This is a genomic window from Kribbella sancticallisti (assembly GCF_039530625.1).
Taxonomy (GTDB): domain Bacteria; phylum Actinomycetota; class Actinomycetes; order Propionibacteriales; family Kribbellaceae; genus Kribbella; species Kribbella sancticallisti.
Window position 1 is genome coordinate 67,786 of the sequence record NZ_BAAAOS010000001.1, and the last position, 18,921, is coordinate 86,706.

At 70.1% G+C, this 18,921-nt stretch carries 10 protein-coding genes; 4 read left to right on the top strand and 6 right to left on the bottom strand.

Annotation, left to right across the window (positions count from 1 at the left end; all coding sequences use genetic code 11):
* Positions 1 to 111: 111 nt before the first annotated feature.
* On the top strand, positions 112 to 2,898 hold the full coding sequence (locus ABD255_RS00270) for a glycosyl hydrolase family 95 catalytic domain-containing protein (protein WP_344208415.1): 2,787 nt from the start codon (positions 112 to 114) through the stop codon (positions 2,896 to 2,898).
* Here the strand turns inward: ABD255_RS00270 and ABD255_RS00275 are convergent.
* The 4 genes from ABD255_RS00275 to ABD255_RS00290 form a co-directional block, all read right to left on the bottom strand.
* Complete coding sequence (locus tag ABD255_RS00275) at positions 2,885 to 5,803, bottom strand: glycoside hydrolase family 2 TIM barrel-domain containing protein (RefSeq protein WP_344208416.1); 2,919 nt, start codon at positions 5,801 to 5,803, stop codon at positions 2,885 to 2,887. The two genes, ABD255_RS00270 and ABD255_RS00275, sit on opposite strands and share 14 nt — an antisense overlap.
* Positions 5,803 to 7,875, bottom strand: a complete 2,073-nt coding sequence (locus ABD255_RS00280; RefSeq protein ID WP_344208418.1) for a beta-galactosidase — start codon at positions 7,873 to 7,875, stop codon at positions 5,803 to 5,805. Before ABD255_RS00280 ends, ABD255_RS00275 begins: the two co-directional genes overlap by 1 nt.
* A gap of 126 nt (positions 7,876 to 8,001) precedes the next feature.
* Positions 8,002 to 9,018 (bottom strand): LacI family DNA-binding transcriptional regulator, encoded by a 1,017-nt coding sequence (locus tag ABD255_RS00285; protein WP_344208420.1) that lies wholly within the window; start codon positions 9,016 to 9,018, stop codon positions 8,002 to 8,004.
* Between the two features lie 34 nt (positions 9,019 to 9,052).
* Positions 9,053 to 10,468 carry a glycoside hydrolase family 28 protein gene (locus ABD255_RS00290; protein WP_344208422.1) on the bottom strand — a complete coding sequence of 472 codons (1,416 nt, stop codon included), beginning with the start codon at positions 10,466 to 10,468 and terminating at the stop codon, positions 9,053 to 9,055.
* Positions 10,469 to 10,628: 160 nt separating this feature from the next.
* Here ABD255_RS00290 and ABD255_RS00295 point away from each other — a divergent pair, with 160 nt between their 5' ends.
* From ABD255_RS00295 to ABD255_RS00305, 3 genes are read left to right on the top strand one after another with little or no spacing between them, the layout of a single operon-like run.
* The gene (locus ABD255_RS00295; protein WP_344208424.1) at positions 10,629 to 12,134 is read left to right on the top strand and encodes a glycoside hydrolase family 28 protein; all 1,506 of its coding nucleotides are present in this window, start codon (positions 10,629 to 10,631) and stop codon (positions 12,132 to 12,134) included.
* Positions 12,135 to 12,162: 28 nt separating this feature from the next.
* Positions 12,163 to 13,614, top strand: coding sequence for a glycoside hydrolase family 28 protein (locus tag ABD255_RS00300; protein ID WP_344208426.1), 1,452 nt, complete (start codon positions 12,163 to 12,165; stop codon positions 13,612 to 13,614).
* Positions 13,614 to 14,921: a glycoside hydrolase family 28 protein gene (locus tag ABD255_RS00305; protein ID WP_344208428.1), complete on the top strand. Its 1,308-nt coding sequence runs from the start codon at positions 13,614 to 13,616 to the stop codon at positions 14,919 to 14,921. Before ABD255_RS00300 ends, ABD255_RS00305 begins: the two co-directional genes overlap by 1 nt.
* 79 nt (positions 14,922 to 15,000) lie before the next feature.
* Here the strand turns inward: ABD255_RS00305 and ABD255_RS00310 are convergent, their stop codons facing one another.
* Together ABD255_RS00310 and ABD255_RS00315 are read right to left on the bottom strand one after the other, a co-directional pair.
* Entirely contained in the window at positions 15,001 to 16,263 is a 1,263-nt protein-coding gene (locus ABD255_RS00310) for a hypothetical protein (RefSeq protein ID WP_344208430.1), read from the bottom strand.
* Positions 16,264 to 16,267: 4 nt separating this feature from the next.
* On the bottom strand, positions 16,268 to 18,763 hold the full coding sequence (locus ABD255_RS00315; RefSeq protein WP_344208431.1) for a pectinesterase family protein: 2,496 nt from the start codon (positions 18,761 to 18,763) through the stop codon (positions 16,268 to 16,270).
* Between the last annotated feature and the right edge of the window lie 158 nt (positions 18,764 to 18,921).

Consider the following 18,921-nt stretch of genomic DNA (forward strand, 5'->3'; position numbering starts at 1 on the left):
TCACCTCCACTCCACCCGTCTATCGTGCAATCGATTGACCAGTGCAAACGTTCGCACTGCACCTGTGGTCGAAGCTCACGGACCCGGTCCGCCACCCGAAAGGTTCACGTGATGCAGCCAGTTCGATGGACGCTGCCCCTGCTCGCCTCCCTGCTCGCCGTCAGTACCGGTTCACTCGCCGCCGCCTCCGGCCCGGCCGTCCCGGCCGACCCCGTCACCACGGCGTGGCGCGACGGCGCGTTGCGAACCGACCCGGCCGGTCTGGTCGCCCGCTCCGACCTGGTCCAGGAGGGCCCGGCCTGGCGCGCCTACCAGGCGATGCCGCTCGGCAACGGGACGCTCGGCGCCGCCGTCTGGGCGGAGAAGGGGTACAGCGCCCAGCTCAACCGGGTCGACACCTTCCCCGAGCTCAAGTCCGCCGGGCGCCTCGTCGTGCCCGGTCTCGACCCGCTGATGCGCGCCGCCGACTACACCGGCCGGCTCGCCCTGTACGACGGCCAGGTGGTCCAGCGCGGCGGCGGCATGTCGGCCCACTCGTACGTCCGCGCCGACGCCGATCAGTTCGTCCTCGAGGTCACCGGCGCCGACCCCGGCAAGGAACAGACCGCCGACCTGAAGCTCTGGGACGGCCGTACTCCGAAGGCGATCGCCACCAAGACCGTCGCCGCACAGACCGTCGCCGCATTGGCCGAGACCTTCCACGACCAGTCGTCCGGCAGTACGACGGGCGCCGTCGCCGCGCTGACCGCCCGCGCCCGCGACGTCTCGGCCGAGGTGGTCGACCCGTTGACCGTCCGGCTCACCTTCCGCCCGAACGCCGACGGCTCGTTCCGCCTCGTCGTCGGCGTCCCGGCGTATACCGGTGGTGACGTCGGCGCGGCCGCGCGGCAGGCCGTCAAAGGCGCCGACGAGCCGCGGCCGGATCAGCGGCACACGGCGTGGTGGCACGCGTTCTGGGCCAAGGCCGCGCCGCTGCGGATCACCTCCGCCGACGGCTCCGGCGAGTACGTCGAGAACCTGCGGACCCTGCAGCTCTACACGATGGCCGCCTCGATGCGGTCCGCCGTACCGAGCACCCACGGGGCGGTGGTCCGGATGTTCTCGTCGGCCAAGGACCAGGCCGACTGGGCGCAGGACTCGTTCTGGCACTTCAACCTGCGCATGCTCGTGTCGGCCAACCTCGGCGCCGGCATCGCGGAGTACAACTCGCCGTACTTCCGCTTCTACCTCGACCGGGCCGCGCTGATGAAGGAGTGGACCCGGACCCACTGGGTCGGCGCGAGGGGCACCTGCGTGCCCGAGTTCCTCCGGTACGACGGAACGGCCGACGGCTGCGACAACACCACCGAGCCGAGCTGGGTGAAGCGGATCCTGAGCACCGGCCCCGAACTGGTCAACAACATCTGGCAGCAGTACCGCCACACCGGCGACCGCGCCCTGCTCGAACGCGCGTACCCGTTGATGCGCGACATCGCCGAGTTCCACCTGTCAGTGCTGAGGCCCGGCGCGGACGGCTACCTGCACCTCGAACACGTGAACGCGCTCGAGGTGCAGTGGGACACCACCGATCCGACGCCCGACCTCGCCGGGATGCGGGTGATCTTCCCGATCGTCGCCGACCTCGCGGACTCCCACGACGATCCCGCGCTGGCGACCCGGCTGCGCGCGGCGGTGACCAAGCTCCCGCCGTTCCGGACCGTCGAACGCGGCGGTGAGCAGGTGCTCGCGTGGTCCGGGACCGACGAGGAAGCGCGGAACACACAGAACCCGGAGCTGGAGGCGCTCTGGCCGTGGGGAGTCTTCGACGAGACCTCAGAGCTGATGCAGGCGACCTACCGGCAGCGCGTCTACCCGCAGGACAAGGACTGGGGCATGGACAGCACCTGGGCCGCTCGGCTCGGACAGGCCGGCGAGGTCAAACGGCTGCTCCTGAAGGGGATCCAGGACTTCCAGATCTTCCCGAACGGCTTCACCGTGCACCGCACCGGGCGGGAGGCGGTCCGGCAACAGAGCTTCTACAACGAGTGGGGCGGCGTCCTCACCACCGGTCTCCAGGAGGCGCTGGTCCAGTCGTACGACGGCGTGCTGCACGTCGCTCCAGCCTGGCCGACTGACTGGGACGTCGCCGGGTCGGTCCAGATCGAAGGTGAACACCGGATCAGCACCGAGGTGAGGAACGGCGTACCGAGCGTGGTCGGGATCCAGGCCGGCAGCAAGGACTCGCTGCGCGTCCGCAACCCGTGGCCGGGTCAGCAGTTCCGGGTCGTCGACCAGCGGACCGGGCAGACCGTGACCGCACCGACGACCGACGACGTCGTCACAGTCGCGGTCGCGCCGAACCACTCGTATGTCGTGGAGCGGGTCGCCGTACCGTTGTCCTCGTTCGCCTTCGCACCGTTGACCGGCGAGCAGGCCGACGCGGTGAAGACCGTCGGCACGCGGATGCTCGGCGTACCGAAGAGCGAGCCGCCGCTGAAGAGCGACCTGGTGACCGTGCGGACCCCGGACAAGCTGCAGAACCTGGTCAAGGCTCAGACCGGTGCGCCGATCTACGTGGACCGCAGCTACACGGTGACGGACCTGCCGTCGCAGCTGGCGGGGCATGCGCTGATCCCGGGGGCGAACAACGACTCGAAGAACACCAGTCCGACGTACCTGACCTTCGACGTGAGCCGCCCGGCGACTGTCTACGTCGCGTTCGACCCGCGCGGTGAGGGGGTGTGGTGGCCGGAGTGGCTGAGCTCGTTCACCCGGACCGGCGAGACGGTCGGCACCACCGATCAGCGGCTGCTGCTGTTCAAGCGGGAGGTGCCGGCCGGACCGGTCCAGCTCGGCGCCAACTCCGGCGTCGAGGACAAGGGCAACTCGACGTACATCACCTTCGTCACCCCGCGCTGAGCGGTCCGAACGTCACCGCGAAGGACTGTGGCCCGGGAGCGAGCACGTACTGCGGCAACGCTCTCGGGCCGCACGACGCACTACCCAGCCCGTTCTGCGCCAGGTCGAGATTGAGGTAGACCCGATCGCGCGCGACCAGGTCACCGCGGTGCCGCGCCCGCTCCAGGTCCTCGGCCGTCCACCGCCGCGCCGTCAACTGGAAGACCGGTGCCCCGTCCACCCGTACTCCGTTGCCCTCGGCATCCGCGAGCTCAGCCCACCGGACGTCGATCCTCGCCCCGTTCTCCTGCGGCACCACGTACGGCGTCTGCAACTCGTCCACGGTCGCCGAGTACCGCCCGACCCGCGAAGCCTGCCTGCTGTCGGCGTACGCCTCCCCGGGCCCCCCACCGAACCAGCGCACCCGGTCGATCAGCGCCGGCAGAGCCATCCGGACTCCGAGCCGCGGCCAGCTTCCGCACACCGGCTTGATGGTCCCACCGGGCCCGTCCCAGCCGCCGTCCGGCTCGACGTCGACGCTCAACCTCAGCGTCTCCCCCGCGGCGGTCCACCGATAAGTCGTCCGCACGCCCAGTCCGAGCCCGTCCGGCGCGACCCGACTGCGAACCACCAGTTCCCGCTCACCGACCTCGACCGCATCAACCCGGTGCTCCAAGCGATCCAGCCCGGCAGCCCGCCACTCACTGACTACATCGTTGTTCCCACCCTGCCCGTTGTCGTTGTCAGTAGGCGCTCGCCAGAGATCCAGCCGGGGTCCTTCCACGGACAGCCCTCCAAGCTCCACCAGCAACCCACTCCGCAAGTCGAAGACACCGGGGCCCAGCCGAATCCGGTCGTGGCCAGCGGCAACTGTTCTCTGACTCGCGTCCGGTACCACGGACGCCGATCGGGGCAGTTCGAACTGTCCCCAGGCGACCTCGTGACCGGCCGCCGCCCAGGGCTCGTCCTTGGCCAGGATCGCTCTCACCGTGAGCCACCGCTCGCCCCCGCCGCCGACGAGGCCGCCAGGGAGCGGGACTTCGGCCGAGGCGCCGGGCTGGATCGTGGGGACCGTCAGCGTTCCCGCGGCGACCTCCTCGCCTTCGACCTCCTCGATCCACGTGAACTCGAGGTGGTCCAAGGTGGCGAAGTCCTGGCGGTTCTCGATCCGGAGAGGATCCGGGCCGGTCACGCGGACTGGTTCGATCACCTTCTTGTACTCGGTCAGGCCTGGCGACGGGGTCCGGTCGGGGAAGAGCAGGCCGTCGACGCAGAAGTTGGAGCCGTGGATCTTCTCGCCGAAGTCGCCGCCGTAGACGTGGTCGGTGGCTCCGGGCAACAACAAGCCGTGGTCGATCCACTCCCAGACGAAGCCACCCTGCAGCCTCGGATACTTCTCGAACACTCGCTGATAGTCCGCCAGACCGCCCGGGCCGTTGCCCATGGCATGCGCGTACTCACACAACACGAACGGCAGCGCCCGCCGCCGCGCTTCCAGTTCCGGATCCTCCGCCGTCTCCGCCGGCACTTCCTCGGTCCGGGAACCGATGCGTTCCAGCTCCTCGAGCGGGGTGTACATCAGGCTGTAGAAGTCGGAGAACTCGTAGCTGCGGTCCCGCTCGTAGAACAGCGGCCGGTCAGGATCGCGGTCCCGCGTCCACGCCGCCAGGTCGCCGAAGTTGCGGCCGCGGTGGCTTTCGTTGCCCAGGGACCAGACGACGATGCTCGGGTGGTTCTTGTCCCGCTCGACCATCCGCTGCATCCGGTCCAGCATCATCGGCGCCCAGGCCGGGTCGTCGGCCGGGTTGCCCTGCCAGTCGGTGTAGATGAAACCGTGGGTCTCCAGGTCGCACTCGTCGATCACCCACAACCCCAGCTCGTCACACAGATCCAGGAACGCCGGGTGCGGCGGGTAGTGCGCGGTGCGGACGGCGTTGATGTTGTGCTGCTTCATCAGCACCAGGTCCTGCCGCATGGTCTCCGTGCTGACCGCGCGACCCCGGTACTCGTCGTGCTCATGCCGGTTCACGCCACGGAAGAGGATCGGCCGGCCGTTGACGGTCAGCAGGCCGTCCTCGAGCTTGATCGTCCGGAAGCCGATCCGCAGCTCGACCGTCTCGCCGGGTGCCACCACGGTCGCCTCGTAGAGCCTGGGGACCTCGGCCGACCACGGCTCGACCGCGGGGATCGCCACCGACTCCCCCGGCGCGAGGTCCAGCCCGAGCTCCGGCACCAGCACGCGCGCGCCGTACGCCGGATCGGTGGTCACGCAGTCGACCCGGAGTTCACCGGCGCCGGTGACATGGTCGAAGCCTGCGTGCACGAAGACATCGTCGATACCGTCGGCCGGATGGCTCCGCAACGTCACGTCGCGGAAGATCCCCGGCAGCCACCACATGTCCTGGTCCTCCAGGTAACTGCCCGAGGACCACTGGTGAACCCGGACGGTCAACAGGTTCCGCCCCGGCCGGAGGTGCGGCCCGGCCTCGAACTCGCTCGGCAGCCGGCTCCCCTTCGACGTGCCCAGCTCCGCACCGTTCAGCCAGACCTTGAAGCAGGAGTCGACGCCTTCGAAGCGCAGTACCGCGCGGCCGGCGGGCCAGTCCGCCGGCAGGTCGAACCAGCGCCGGTGATCGCCGGTCGGATTGGCGGCCGGGGTCCGCGGTGGGTCGATCGGGAACGGGAACGCGGTGTTCGTGTACCGCGGCCGGTCGTACCCCTGCAGCACCCAGTGCCCGGGCACGACCAACTCGTCCCAGTCGTTGTCAGCCGCCGTCGGTGACATCACATCGACCGGCGCCTCCGACGGCCCGGCCGAGAGCTTGAACCGCCAGGAACCGTTGAGACTGATCACCGGCGCGGACGAGCGCAACCAGGCCCGCGGCTCCCGGCGACCCGTACCGGGGACCAGATCCTCGTAGTACATCAGGCTTCCTCTCTCAGGACGCGGACGTCCCGGGCTGCCAGCTGGATCGACTCGCCGGCGGCGACGGGCGCTTGGCGCAGTACGTCGGTCATCGCGCTCGGGGCCGCGACCTCGACCGGTGAGCCGGACCAGTTGTGGACGAACCACAGCCGCCGGCCCATCGGGTTCACCGCTGACAGCGCGGTGACCGACTCCGGAAGATCCCGCCACGGCCCGGCCGCGCCGACGAACCCGGCGATCGCTCTTGCCAGGACGGGATCGGGCACGGTGCCGACGTACGTCACCCGGCCGCGGCCGTACTGCTTGGTGGTGACGATCGGCCGCCGCCGGCCACCCGGATGGTCGTACCAGGCCAGTGCCTCCGCGTCGTCGAGGACGAGGTCGTCGGCCCACCGGGTCGCCTGGCCGCCGGTCCCCACCGTGCCGGACACCGGTAGGGGGTCGAGCAGGTTCTCGAACTCCGGGTAGTGCACGCCGGCCGCCTCTCGCAGCCGCCCGGGCGCCACCTCGGCCCGGGCGCACGCCTCCGGATCGGCGTACCCGGTGCGCGGGCCGACCACCAAGTGACCACCGGCCCGCGCGTACTCCGTGAGCAGGTCGAGCTCGTCGTCGGACCCGACGTAGAAGGCGGGCACGACCAGCACCGGCAAGCTCGCGGCGAGCGCGGCGGGATCGTCGCCGAGGTGCTCGGCCGCGAGAATCCCCGGCCGCAGCCCCGCGTCGACCACGCCGGTGTAGAAGGCGGTCACGATCGTCCGGTACGACGCCGCGTCCGGTCTGCCGCCGGGATGCGCGAGCGGCGGCTGGAACTGCAGGGCCCAATCGCTCGGCGTCGACCAGAGCACCGCCACGTCCACGTCCGGACGAAGTTCGGCGACCTCCCCGCCCACCCGGCCCAGCTCGGCCCCGATCGCGGCGATCTCGCTGTACACCCGGCCCGGCTGCAGCGAGTGCCCCAGGATCCCGCCCCAATAGGTCTCCGCGCCGTGGTGGATCGAGTGCCAGTGCCAGTACTGGATCATCCGCGCGCCCCGGGACACCAGGGCCCAGGCGAGCTGCCGCAGCTGACCGTCGTACGGCGGGTGGTTGAGCTGGGAGCCACCGATCGAGGTCGCATTCGCCTCGGTGACGAGGAACGGCCCCTGGCGGGAGGCGTGAATCCGGTCGGCCGACAGGTACAGCTCGGCGACGCTGCGCCCGAACCAGCCGGGCTCGAACCGCTCCGGTCCCGGTGGCCGCTCCAACCCGTCCTGGACGTGCACATAGACGTTGCCGGACGCAACATCGAGCCGCTCGGTCAGCGGCACGTCCTCGACCGCGGCCCGGCTGTACGCCAGGCACGTGGTGACGAACTGCCCCGGCCGCCGCAACTCGCGGACCAGGTCGGCCTGCCGGCCGATGAAGTCGGTCGTCCGGCTCGCCTGGAATCGCCGCCAGGCCAGGTCGTACGAGGGAGTGCTGTTGCCGTCCGGCCGCCAGAGCTCGGGCCAGTCGCTCAGCCGGTGCGACCAGTACGTGAGGCCCCAGGCCTCGTTGAGCGTGTCCACGTCGCCATAGCGCTCGCGCAACTGAGCCACGAACGCCTGGAAGGTGCTCTCGTTGTGCGGCAGCAGCAGGCCCGGCTCGTTGTCGACCTGGTACCCGATCACTGCCGGATGGTCGCGGTAGTGTTCGACGATCCGGCGAACCACCCGGTCGGCGTGGAAGCCGAAGGCAGGCTGGTGGTAGTCGACCTCCTGGCGCACTCCCCACGGCACCCGCTCACCCGTCCGGCGCTCGGCCGCGATCTCCGGGTGGGCCCGCTGTAACCAGGGCGGCACGGCGTACGTCGGGGTCCCGAGGACGACACTGATCCCGCGTTCGGTGGCGCCGTCGAGCACCGGCCGCAGCCAGTCCAGCTCGAACACCCCGTCGCGCGGTTCCCAGGTCGACCAGACCGACTCGCCCACCCTGATCACGCCGATCCCCGCCGCGGCCATCAGGTCCAGATCGGTGTCGAGCCGGCCGGCCTGCGCGCGGGAGAGATACTCCGGGTAGTACGCCGTCCCCAGCAGAATTCGTGACGGCAGCATGTCCCGAACCTAACCCACAGCGACCCCTCTGGTCATCGGGGTGTCCGCATGCTGGGGTCCAGTGCAAACGTTTGTGAGCAGGGATTCCGGCCCTTCGCAGAATATCGGGCCGCGCTCGGCCGACCGTCAGCCCCGGGTCCGGATCCGGACCCCGCGCCGGGCCGGACCGGTGCTGGCCCGAACCACCAGCTCCGGCGTGAGCAGCTCCGGCCGCGGCCAGTCCTGACCCTCCAGCCGCCCGGCCAGCTGCTTCCAGGCCAGCTCGCCGAGCCGGGCGCGTTCGTTCCGCAAAGAGGTGAGCGGCGGCCGCGAGTATGCCGCGATCGGGATGTCGTCGTACGACGTCACCGACAGCTCGGCCGGGACCTCGACGCCGTTGTCGTGCAACCAGCTGAGCAGCCCGACGCCGACCAGGTCGTTGAAGGTGATGACCGCGGTCGCCCGGCTGCGCAGGACGGTCGGGCCGGCCTCGTAGCCGTGGTGACCGGACCAGCCGCCGTCGATCTCGTCCAGCGTGACGTCCAGCGACCGCGCCGTCCGCCGCAGGGTCCGCCGGCGCTCGGCGTCGGACCAGGACGAGGCCGGGCCGCCGACGTACAGGACCCGGCGGTGATTGAGTCCGGTGAGGTGCTCGAGCAGCAACCGGCTCGCCGCGCGATAGTCGATCGCCACGACGCCCGCGTTCTTCACCGTCCGGTTGATGCAGACGACCGGGACGGGCAGCGCGAGCGCCTTGTCCAGACCGCCGCGGCTGAGCCGCGAGCTGCACAGCACCAGGGCGCCGGAGTGATCGGCAAGCTCCTCGACCAGCCGCAGTTCCTCGGCGGGATCCTCTCCGCTCTCGCCGATCAGCAGCCGGTGACCGTCCGCGCGGGCGGCGGCGCCGAGCCCCTTGAGTACCTCGGAGAAGAACGGGTTGGCCAGGTCGGGCACGGTGACGCCGACGGTCCGGGGGCGGCCGAGCTTGAACTCCTGCGCCCGCCGGTCGGCGCGGTAGCCGAGCTTGTCGGCCACCGCACGGACGTGCGCCACCACCTGCGGGGAGATCAGGTCGGAGCCGTTCAGCGCCCGCGACACGGTCGAGACCGACGTGTTCGCCGCGCGCGCCACGTCGATCAGCCGAACCCGTCCGTGCTCTGCCACTGTGCCCTCTCGCCCGTTCCGGGGCGGGGTGCCGTCACCCCACCCGGGTGTCGCCGATCCGTACGTTCCGGATCTTCACGTCGTCGGCGTACTGTACGACAGCTTCCGCCGCGACGACGTCGAAATGACTGTTCGTCACCGCCACCGACCGGATCGGCATCGTCTCCGCGCCGACGATCCGGTACGCCCGTTCCGCCCGGCCGACCCGGACGTTGTCGAACCGGATGTCGCGGACGTCGGGGAACAGCGTCTGGTCGCCGCCACCCTGATAGCTGAACGTGATCTCCAGCGGACGGTAGGTCCACGCCGCGCAGTCGATGTCGCGTACGTCGATGTTGCGTACGTACCCACCGCGGGTGGAGGTCGACTTCACGCACAGCATCCACTGCATGAACGCCTCGTCGGCGGCCGGATCGGCGGGCATCCGCAGCCGGCGGACGAAGACGTCCTCGATCCCGCCGCTCATCTCACTGCCGATCGCGACCGCCGCGCCGCCGCTGAGGAACGTGCAGTCCTCGATGACGATGCCGCGCGACGGCAGCCCGAGCCGGCGGCCGTCCGCGTCCCGGCCGGACTTGACCGCGATGCAGTCGTCGTGGGTCTCGAAGGTGCAGCCCTGGATCAGCACGTCGGTGCACGACTCGGGGTTGCAGCCGTCACCGTTGGGCCCGAGGTTGTGCACCTGGACGTCCTTCACGGTGACGTTGCCGCACTCCAGCGGATGAATCGTCCACATCGGCGAGTTCCGCACGGTGACGCCCTCGATCAGCACGTTCCGGCAGCGGAACGGCTGGATGAAGCTCGGCCGCAGGTAGTGGCCCTCGCCGAACACCCGCTGCTCGAGCGGAACCTGCTCGTTGTTCATCCGCTCCAGCGCGCCCCAGTCCGCGCGCTGGTTCGGCAGCCCCTTGTGCCAGCCGTACTGGCCGCTGCCGATCAGGTACCACCAGTGCTCGTTGTCCCCGGCGCCGTCGAGGACACCGGAGCCGGTGATCGCGATGTCGGTCTGGTTCTCCGCCCGGATCAGCGAGGAGAAGTTGTAGACCTCGACGCTCTGCCACCGGGTACGGACCACCGGCAGGTAGGCGGCCGGGTCGGTGCTGAACCGCAGCGTGGCGCCCTCCCACAGGTGCAGGTCGACGTAGCTGAGCAGGTGGATCGCCCCGGTCTGCCAGACGCCCGGCGGGATCACGACGTGCCCACCGCCCGCCGCGTTGCACGCCCGGATCGCGCGGGCGATGCCGTCGGTCGCGTTCTCCGGCGTCGCGCCGTACTCGGTGATCGGAAACCACCGGTCCGGGAACCGCGGCGGCCGGATCCGGGACCGGACGGACAGCTCCCGGTCGGACGACGCGGTCGCGGCGGCCGGCCCCAGCAGGTCGGATCCGATGCCTGCTGCAACAACTCCGGTAAGACCGAGGCCGAGGATCCGGCGGCGGCTGGGGTTCATGACGGGAACCTTTCGATGGGTAAACCTTTGCACGCAAGTATCCAAGAGATTTCAGGCCGGTCAACACTTCATCGCGACGAGCCGTTGACACACCTGTCCGGCCGGTGTTCGATCAGGTGCAATCGTTTGCACTCCCGTGCAGTCCGAACGGAGCACAGCTATGAGCGACGAACTCCACCGCGCCCGCCGTCGGCACGACGACGACCGTGCCGCCGGAGACCCGTCCTACGCCCGCCGCAGCTTCCTGCTGGCGGGCGGCGCACTGACCGCCGGTCTGGTCGTCGGCGGCGGCACCGCCCCGGCCGCCGCCGCGACACGAACCACAGCCTTCGGTACCGCACCGGCCTTCGACCCCGCCCGGGCAGAGGCCGCGGCCGACGCCCAGGTGGCGCGGATCCTGCTGCGGATCAAGCCGCCGCGGTTCCCGGACCGCTGGTTCGACATCACCGCGTACGGCGCGGTCGGCGACGACGCGACCGACTCCACGGCCGCGATCCGGGCGGCGATCGAGGCCTGCCACGCCGCCGGCGGCGGTCACGTCCTCGTCCCCGCCGGTGACTTCCGGACCGGCGCGATCCACCTGCTCAGCGGCGTGGACCTGCACCTGGCCGACGGATCGAGGCTGGCGTTCAGCCAGGACCCGGCGGCGTACCTCCCGGTCGTGCCGACGCGGTACGAGGGGACCGAGTGCTACAACTACTCGGCCTTCGTGTACGCCTACCAGCAGCGCGACATCGCCGTCACGGGTTCCGGTGTGCTGGACGGCCGGGCCGACGCCACCCACTGGTGGGACTGGACCGGTGGCCCACCGCCCAACGAGGGCCCGGACAAGACGCTGTTGCTGCAGCAGGCGGCGGACGGCGTACCGGTCGAGCAGCGGGTGTTCGGCGAGGGTCACCACCTGCGGCCGAACCTGCTCCAGTTCAACCGCTGCGAGAACGTGCTGCTGGAAGGCATCACGGCCAAGGACTCGCCGATGTGGAACCTGCACCCGGTGCTGTGCCGCAACGTCACCGTCCGCGGCGTCACCATCGACAGCCCGCACGGGCCGAACAACGACGGCATCGACGCGGAGTCGTGCACCGACGTGCTGATCGAGGGCTGCACCATCTCCACCGGTGACGACTGCATCGCCTTCAAGGCCGGCAAGGACGCCGACGGCCGGCGGGTGAACGTGCCGACCCGGTACGCCGTCGTCCGCGACTGTGAGATGGCCGACGGGAACGGCGGCGTCACGGCGGGCAGCGAGACCACCGGCGGGGTCACCGACATCTTCGTCCGGGACTGCCGGATGAGCAGCCCCCGGCTGGAGCGCGCGATCCGGATCAAGAGCAACCCGCACCGCGGCGGCACGATCGCGAACATCGACGTCCGCCGGGTGACCGTCGGGCAGGCCGCCGACGCGGTGGTGGAGATCGTGCTCAACTACGCGAACGTCACCACCGGCGACTTCCCGCCGGACCTGCACGGCATCACCATCAGCCACCTCACCGCCGCCGGCGCGCCGCGCGCCCTGAACCTGCTCGGCCTGGCCACCGACCCGCTCCGCGACATCCGGTTGCACGCCTGCCGGTTCGACGGGATGGAGGAGGAGAACTCGATCCAGTACGTCGACGGACTGCGCCTCGACCAGGTCTGGATCAACGGCGTCCGGGCCGACAACTGACCGTACCGAACCACTCGAGGAGACCCCCGTGGTGCAAGACAAGTTCAGCCGCAAGAACTTCCTCCGGATGACCGCCGGCGCCGCCCTGCTGCCGACGACGGCCGCCCTCGCGACCGGCCAGGCCGGCGCCGTCGGGACCGGTACCGCGGAGGCCGCGGCGCCGCTCGGCCCGGACGGGTACGGCGGACCCGGCTGGGGCCAGGTCGGCGAGATCCTGCGCGAGGCGCGACCGCCGCGCTTCCGGGACCGGGACTTCCCGATCACGGCGTACGGCGCGGTCGGCGACGGCAGTACCGACGCGACGGCGGCGATCCGGGCCGCGATCGAGGCCTGCGCCGCGGCCGGCGGCGGGCGGGTCGTGGTTCCGGCCGGCACGTTCCTCACCGGCGCGATCCACCTGCGCTCGAACGTGAACCTGCACGTGTCCGAAGGCTCGACCCTGCTGTTCAGCACCGATCCCGAGCAATACCTGCCGGTGGTGCTGACCCGCTTCGAGGGCATCGAACTGATGAACTACTCGCCGTTCATCTACGCCCGCGACTGCGAGAACATCGCCGTCACCGGCACCGGTACGCTCGACGGGGGGTCGTCCTGGGACGACTGGTGGTCGTGGGTCGGCAAGACCAGCAGCGACTTCGAGAGCCTGAACGCGATGGCCGAGGCCGGTACCCCGGTCCCGGAGCGGGTCTTCGGCGCCGGCCACTTCCTGCGGGCGGCGTTCATCGAGACCTACCACTGCCGCAACGTCCTGATCGACGGGGTGACGCTGCACCGGTCGCCGTTCTGGGAGATCCACCCGGTGCTGTCGCGCAACGTCACAGTGCAGAACGTTTACATCGACAGCCGCGGCCCGAACAACGACGGCGTGAACCCCGAGTGCTCGCAGTACGTCGTGATCCGCAACTGCACCTTCGACGTCGGCGACGACTGCATCGCGATCAAGTCCGGCCGCGGTACCGACGGGCTGCGGGTGAACGTGCCGTCGGAGAACATCCTGATCGAGGACTGCACGATGCGCATCCGCTACGGCGCGATCACCATCGGCAGCGAGATGACCGGCGGGGTCCGGAACGTGTTCGTCCGCAACTGCCGGATCGGCAGCGAGTACCAGTACTTCGGGCTCTACATCAAGACGAACTCGGTCCGCGGCGGCTTCGCGGAGAACATCTACCTGAAGGACATCGAGATCTCCAACCTCACCAAGGAGGTCGTCTCCTGCAACTTCTACCGCGGTGAGGGCGACACCGGCCCGCTGACGCCCCGGGTGCGCAACGTCGAACTGCGCAACATCACCGTCGGCCATGCCCGCAACGCCTTCTCGATGACCGGCTACCCGCGGTCGCCGATCCAGGACTTCCGGCTGGTCGACTGCACGTTCGCCAGCATCGACGCGCCGAGCACGATCCAGGACGTCGACCTGTCGTTCCAGAACTTCGTCGTCAACGGGCAGCGGATCACCGATCCGGCCCAGCTCCGCTGATGCCGGCGGCAACCATCGGGTGGGAGTACGTCGACCGCGTCCTGGCCGCTGTCCGGCCGCCGGTGTTCCCGGACCGGGACTTCCCGATCACGGCGTACGGCGCGTTCGGCGACGGGAGAACCGATGCCACCAAGGCGATCCGCGCGGCCGTGGAGGAGTGCTCCACGGCCGGCGGGGGCCGGGTGGTGGTCCCGCCGGGGACGTTCCTGACCGGCGCGGTGCAGCTGAGGTCCGGGGTCAACCTGCACGTGGCCGAGGGGGCGACCCTGCTCTTCAGCACGGACCCGGCGGACTACCTTCCGGTCGTCCGGACGAGGTACGAAGGCGTCGAGGTACTGAACTACTCGCCGATGATCTACGCGAACGGCTGCACCGGCATCGCGGTGACCGGGTCGGGGACCCTGGACGGCGGGGCCGGCTGGGACAGCTGGTGGGGCTGGTTCCACCGCTGCGATGACGACTTCGCGAAGCTGCGGCAGCAAGGGGCGGACGGCGTACCGGTGGCCGAGCGGGTGTACGGCGCCGGCCACCACCTGCGGTCGAGCTTCATCCAGCCGTACGACTGCGACGACGTCCTGATCGAGGGGGTGACGATCGTCCGGTCGCCGTTCTGGCAGGTCCACCCGGTGCTGTGCCGCAACGTCACCGTGCAGGATCTCGTCATCGACTCCGAGGGACCGAACAACGACGGCGTGGACCTCGAGTCGTGCCACTCGGTGGTGATCCGCGGCTGCGACATCACCGCCGGCGACGACTGCGTCGTGATCAAGTCCGGCCGGGAGAACGACGGGCTGCGCGTCAACGTGCCGTCCGAGGACATCCTGATCGAGAACTGCACCCTGACGGTCAAGTACGGTGCGATCACCGTCGGCTCCGACATGACCGGTGGCGCTCGCAACATCTTCGTCCGCGACTGCACCATCGGCAGCGACCGCCTGTACTTCGGCCTGTACCTGAAGACCAACTCGATCCGCGGTGGCTTCGCCGAGAACATCTACCTGAAGAACCTGACGATCTCGAACCTCACCAAGGAGGTCGTCCAGTGCAACTTCCACCGCGGCGAAGGTGACACCGGGCCGCTCACCCCGCTGGTCCGCAACGTGGAACTGCGCAACATCACCGTCGAGCGGGCCCGCAACGTCCTGCACGTCCGCGGCTACGAGCGCTCCCCTGTCCAGGACCTCCGTCTGGTCGACTGCACCTTCACCACCATCGAGGCCGCCAGCACCATCGAGTACGCCGACGTCACCCTCCACAACGTCACCGTCAACGGCCGTCCCGTCAGCACCCCCGACGACCTCCGCTGACCGGAAACCCCGCCTGCGCGGACCGTGCTGTAGCGGCAGGTCCGGCAGGCGGGTTCATCCCTCACCCAGCGGGATGAGCTCAGGGGAGGTGGGCGCAATGGACGTCGAGGTCCCAGAGGATGACCGACAGCGCGTACGGGCTGATCGTGTGGTCACCGTGGGTCGCGTCCTCGAGCAGGTCCCAGTGGCCGTTCGACTCGTTGCTGGTGGCATCGGTGCCGATGACGGCGATGCGTTGCCGGACGACGGCCTCGTAGCTGCGGTGGCCGACGCCGTTGAAGCAGCAGTCGTCGAACCGGTTGAGGATCTGGAGCTGCCGGCGATTCGGCCCGACCGCCGCCAGGGCGTACAGGTCCGGGAAGTCGGCCAGGCCGTAGAAGCCGGGCTGCTTGTCCTGGCGCTGTTCCCAGTCGCCGCGGGTCGGGCTGGGCTTCGGTGACCCCGGACGGACGAATAACGGCAGCGAGCCGGCCGTCGGGTACGAGCGGGTGACACGCGGATCCAGGGCCGGGTAGATCGTGGTCGCCCACCCGCCGCCGGACAAGCCGATCATCTGCACCGAGGACGGCCGGTACGTCGCCTGCACGTGGTTCATCGCCACGGCCAGCGGTTCCAGGAACAACGCCAGCGGTGAGTACTGCGCGGACTCCCACAGATTGAGGTCGTTGTGCGAGGGCTGCCGCTGGACCGTCGGGTCGACCGGGTCCTGCAGCGTCTTCGGGTTCCAGTGGTAGAACGGCATCGCGAACAGCAGCACCGTGTACCCGTGGTCGAGCAGACCCTGCGTGGTCCGCTGCAAGGTGTCCAGCGGTTCACCATGACCGTTGTGGTAGAAGGCGACCCGGCGATGCGTGCTCTGCGCCGGCTCCACCACGAACACCGTCGCGACGTACCCGAACCGCATCGCCACCTCGAGCCGGTCGTACCGCCGTACGCCGGTGAGCGCGGGCAGCTCGGCCGGCGTACCGACGTCGCGTCGCACCGTCGGCAACGCGGTCGGCAGGACGCCGGTGTCCTTCCACACCTGCGCGACCAACCGCGGCCGCAGCGCGTCCGCGGCCGCGGCCGTGTGGATCGTCATCAGATCCTCCACGTCGACGCCCACCACCACCTGCGGCAGCGTCTTGTACGCCGCGCTGTGGGCGGCCGCGACCTCGGCGTTGACCGGCGCGACCGGTCGCGGGGCTGGATGCGGCTGAACCCCCGTGGGGCCTTCGGTCACCGTGCCTCCCGCCTCGTTCGGAGCACCGGCGGCGGCCGCGGTCGCGGTCAGACCGGTGGCGGTCGTCGCCGCCAGAGTGCCCAGGGCCCCCAGGACGGACCTGCGGTTCATTGCGGACATCGTTTCACCTTTCGGAACGGGAGGTCGGGACGACGGGCTGCCAGCCGCCGAACACGGTCGTGGGGTCGCGCAGCGCGGCGGCCTCGGCTGCGGTGAGCTGCCGGGAACAGGCCAGCCGCGCGCTGGTGTCGATCGGCCGGCCGGACAGATCGGTGCTGCCGTACTCCCAGAACCGCAACTGACCGGCCGCGGCACAGTCGTTGGGGCTGGTGACCTGGAAGCCGGTGGTCTTCACGTGGCTGTCCATCGCGGAGTCGAGGAACACCACCTGGCTGGTCGGGAACCGGCTCAGCTCGACCCGGCCGAGGAACACGCTGTCGTCGGGAGCGTCGGGACCACGGGTCAGCCGGACCCGGACGAAGATGTTGCCCGGACCGTTGTCGGAGTTGCGGACCTGGTTGTAGTAGCCGGCGTGCAGGGCCTTCAGCTCGGAGTCCTGGACGAAGACCCCGCCGGTGCCCCAGATGAAGTCGACGTCACCCTCGACATAGCTGTCGGTCACGAATCCCTTGCCCTGCAGCCGCAGGCTGTCCTGGTAGCCGAGGATCCGGACCCTGGCGAGCACGATCCGCTCACCGTTGCCACGGAAGGCCTCGGCCTGCGACCCGCGGTACGGCGTCAGGTTGCGGACCGTCACGTCGGCCATCGAGAAGTCGTCGGCGTCGACCCCGAACGCGGCCCGCCAGCAGTTGAACCGGTCCGGCTGGGCGAGCACCCGGCGCGGGCAGTAGGCCTGCTCGACCGGCACGTTCGCCATCGCGTAGTCGCCGTTGAGCAGGTTGTTGTTCGGGTAGCCGATCTCGGTCCGGCCGGCCCCGGCGCCGACGATGGTGACGTGCGGCTTGGTCTGCGGTACGTACACGAGCTCGCGGTACCGGCCCGGGGCGACGTCGATCCGGACCTCCTTGTCATTGCCCTCCGCAACGAAGTCGATCGCGCCCTGGACGGTGCAGAAGTCGGCGTCACCACGGCCGTCGACGGTCAGCCGGCTGCTGCCGGCCGCCGGATCGTGGCGGGTGCGGAACATCCACCCGGCCGGCGACGAGATCCCGGGGTGCCCGGCGAAGAAGCCGGGGTCCACCGTCACGTAGTACACCTGGCCGGCGGCGAGCCGCTGGTGCGGATGGACCGAGACGGTCCGGCCGTCGACGACCACCGGCTGGTACGTCCATCGGTGCAGCTCGCCGAAGTCGGACCGGGCACCGCCGACGTAGCGCTGGAACGTCGCGGCGTCGGCGAGGTCGATCGTGTCAACCACCTCACCGCCGGCCGCGTGGATCCGCAGCCTGCCCTTCAGCCCGAGCTCGACCGGACCGTCGAAGGTCAGCCGCAGCGGCGTGTCCGCACAGGTGGCGTCCGCCGTTCCGATCGGGGCGAGTCGAGGTGACGTGGTGTCGCCCGGCCTGGACGCACGCCAGCCGGTCAGCTTCTCCAGCACCTTCACCAAGCGGCCCGCGGCCACCTGGTGACCCTGCACGCTCGGGTGCGAACCACCGTTGTAGTCGCCGGCGCCCAGCCAGCCGGTGGTGTCGACGTACACGATCCGCCGGTCCTTCGCCGCGGCGACCGAGGCCGCGATGCCGGCCGCGTGCGTGCCGTTGAACGGCCGGAGCGCGAGGATCAGCGCCTCCGGGTTCGCGGCCCGGACCTGGCGCAGATAGGCCAGGTACCTGGGGCCGAACTCGTCGGCCGGGTACGGCGCGTCGTTGGTGCCGAAGTTGACCACGACGGCACCGGGGTCGAACGGCTCCGCCGGGAAGCCCGCCAGGTTCCACCCGAACGACTCGGCCGCGGTCCCGACGTTGCCGTGGCCCGGCTGGATGATGCCCTGCTTGCCGAAGCCGACCTGGTTCGTGCTCGCGCCGAACGCGTTCCCGACCAGGTGGGCGTAGCTCTTGGTCCCGTCCGCGCAGTCGATCCCGAGCCGCGGGCACAGCGCCATCACGCCCTGAGTGATCGAGTCGCCGTAGAACTCCAGCCGGCGGTCCGCGATCGACGGCAGCGGCACCAGTTTGGCGCCCGGGGCAAGCTCGAGCTTCGACAGCACCACGCCCGACTGCACCGGGGTGATCCAGCGGTTCACGTACTCGTCGACGTCCTTGACCGCGATCTCGGCCGTGTGGACGACCGCGGGGTCGAGGCCGTCGGCGAAGATCTTGTGCTCCTCGTCGACCTTGACCAGCACCGGCTCGCCGCCGTCGACCGACACGTACAGCTGGGCCGGCACGGTGATCGACTCGGTCTCGAACCACGCCCCCACCTGGCCGCCGGTGAACCGGAACCGCAGCGACGAGCCCGAGTTCACCGTGGTCGCCAGGTCGTCGTCCCTGCCCCAGTGCCCCTGCAGCTCGATCCGCGGGTCGAACGGACCGAAGGTGGCCGGGTTCGCCGCGGCTGCCGAGGCGTCGGCCGTCGCGGCGCCGGCAGCCGCGGTGAGCGCTCCGGCGGTGAGGCCGACGGCCAGGCACAGGCTGACGAGGTACAGGCGGAGCTGACGCACGGTGGTCTCCTCGCACAGGCCACCGCGGAGGATCCCGGGGCGGCGGGCAGGTAAAGCTTTTCCCCGCTACCGTCGCAGCGCGAACAAGGCACGTCAAGACCTTGACCAACAGTTGTTCCTTGAAATAGGAAAAGGTTTGCAGCCCTGCAGGAGCAGGG

Excerpts from the sequence above, each read along its gene's own strand:
- ABD255_RS00270 (WP_344208415.1), top strand. The coding sequence starts at position 112 with ATGCAGCCAGTTCGATGGACGCTGCCCCTGCTCGCCTCCCTGCTCGCC.
- ABD255_RS00275 (WP_344208416.1), bottom strand. The coding sequence starts at position 5,803 with ATGTACTACGAGGATCTGGTCCCCGGTACGGGTCGCCGGGAGCCGCGG.
- ABD255_RS00280 (WP_344208418.1), bottom strand. The coding sequence starts at position 7,875 with ATGCTGCCGTCACGAATTCTGCTGGGGACGGCGTACTACCCGGAGTAT.
- ABD255_RS00290 (WP_344208422.1), bottom strand. The coding sequence starts at position 10,468 with ATGAACCCCAGCCGCCGCCGGATCCTCGGCCTCGGTCTTACCGGAGTT.
- ABD255_RS00295 (WP_344208424.1), top strand. The coding sequence starts at position 10,629 with ATGAGCGACGAACTCCACCGCGCCCGCCGTCGGCACGACGACGACCGT.
- ABD255_RS00305 (WP_344208428.1), top strand. The coding sequence starts at position 13,614 with ATGCCGGCGGCAACCATCGGGTGGGAGTACGTCGACCGCGTCCTGGCC.
- ABD255_RS00310 (WP_344208430.1), bottom strand. The coding sequence starts at position 16,263 with ATGTCCGCAATGAACCGCAGGTCCGTCCTGGGGGCCCTGGGCACTCTG.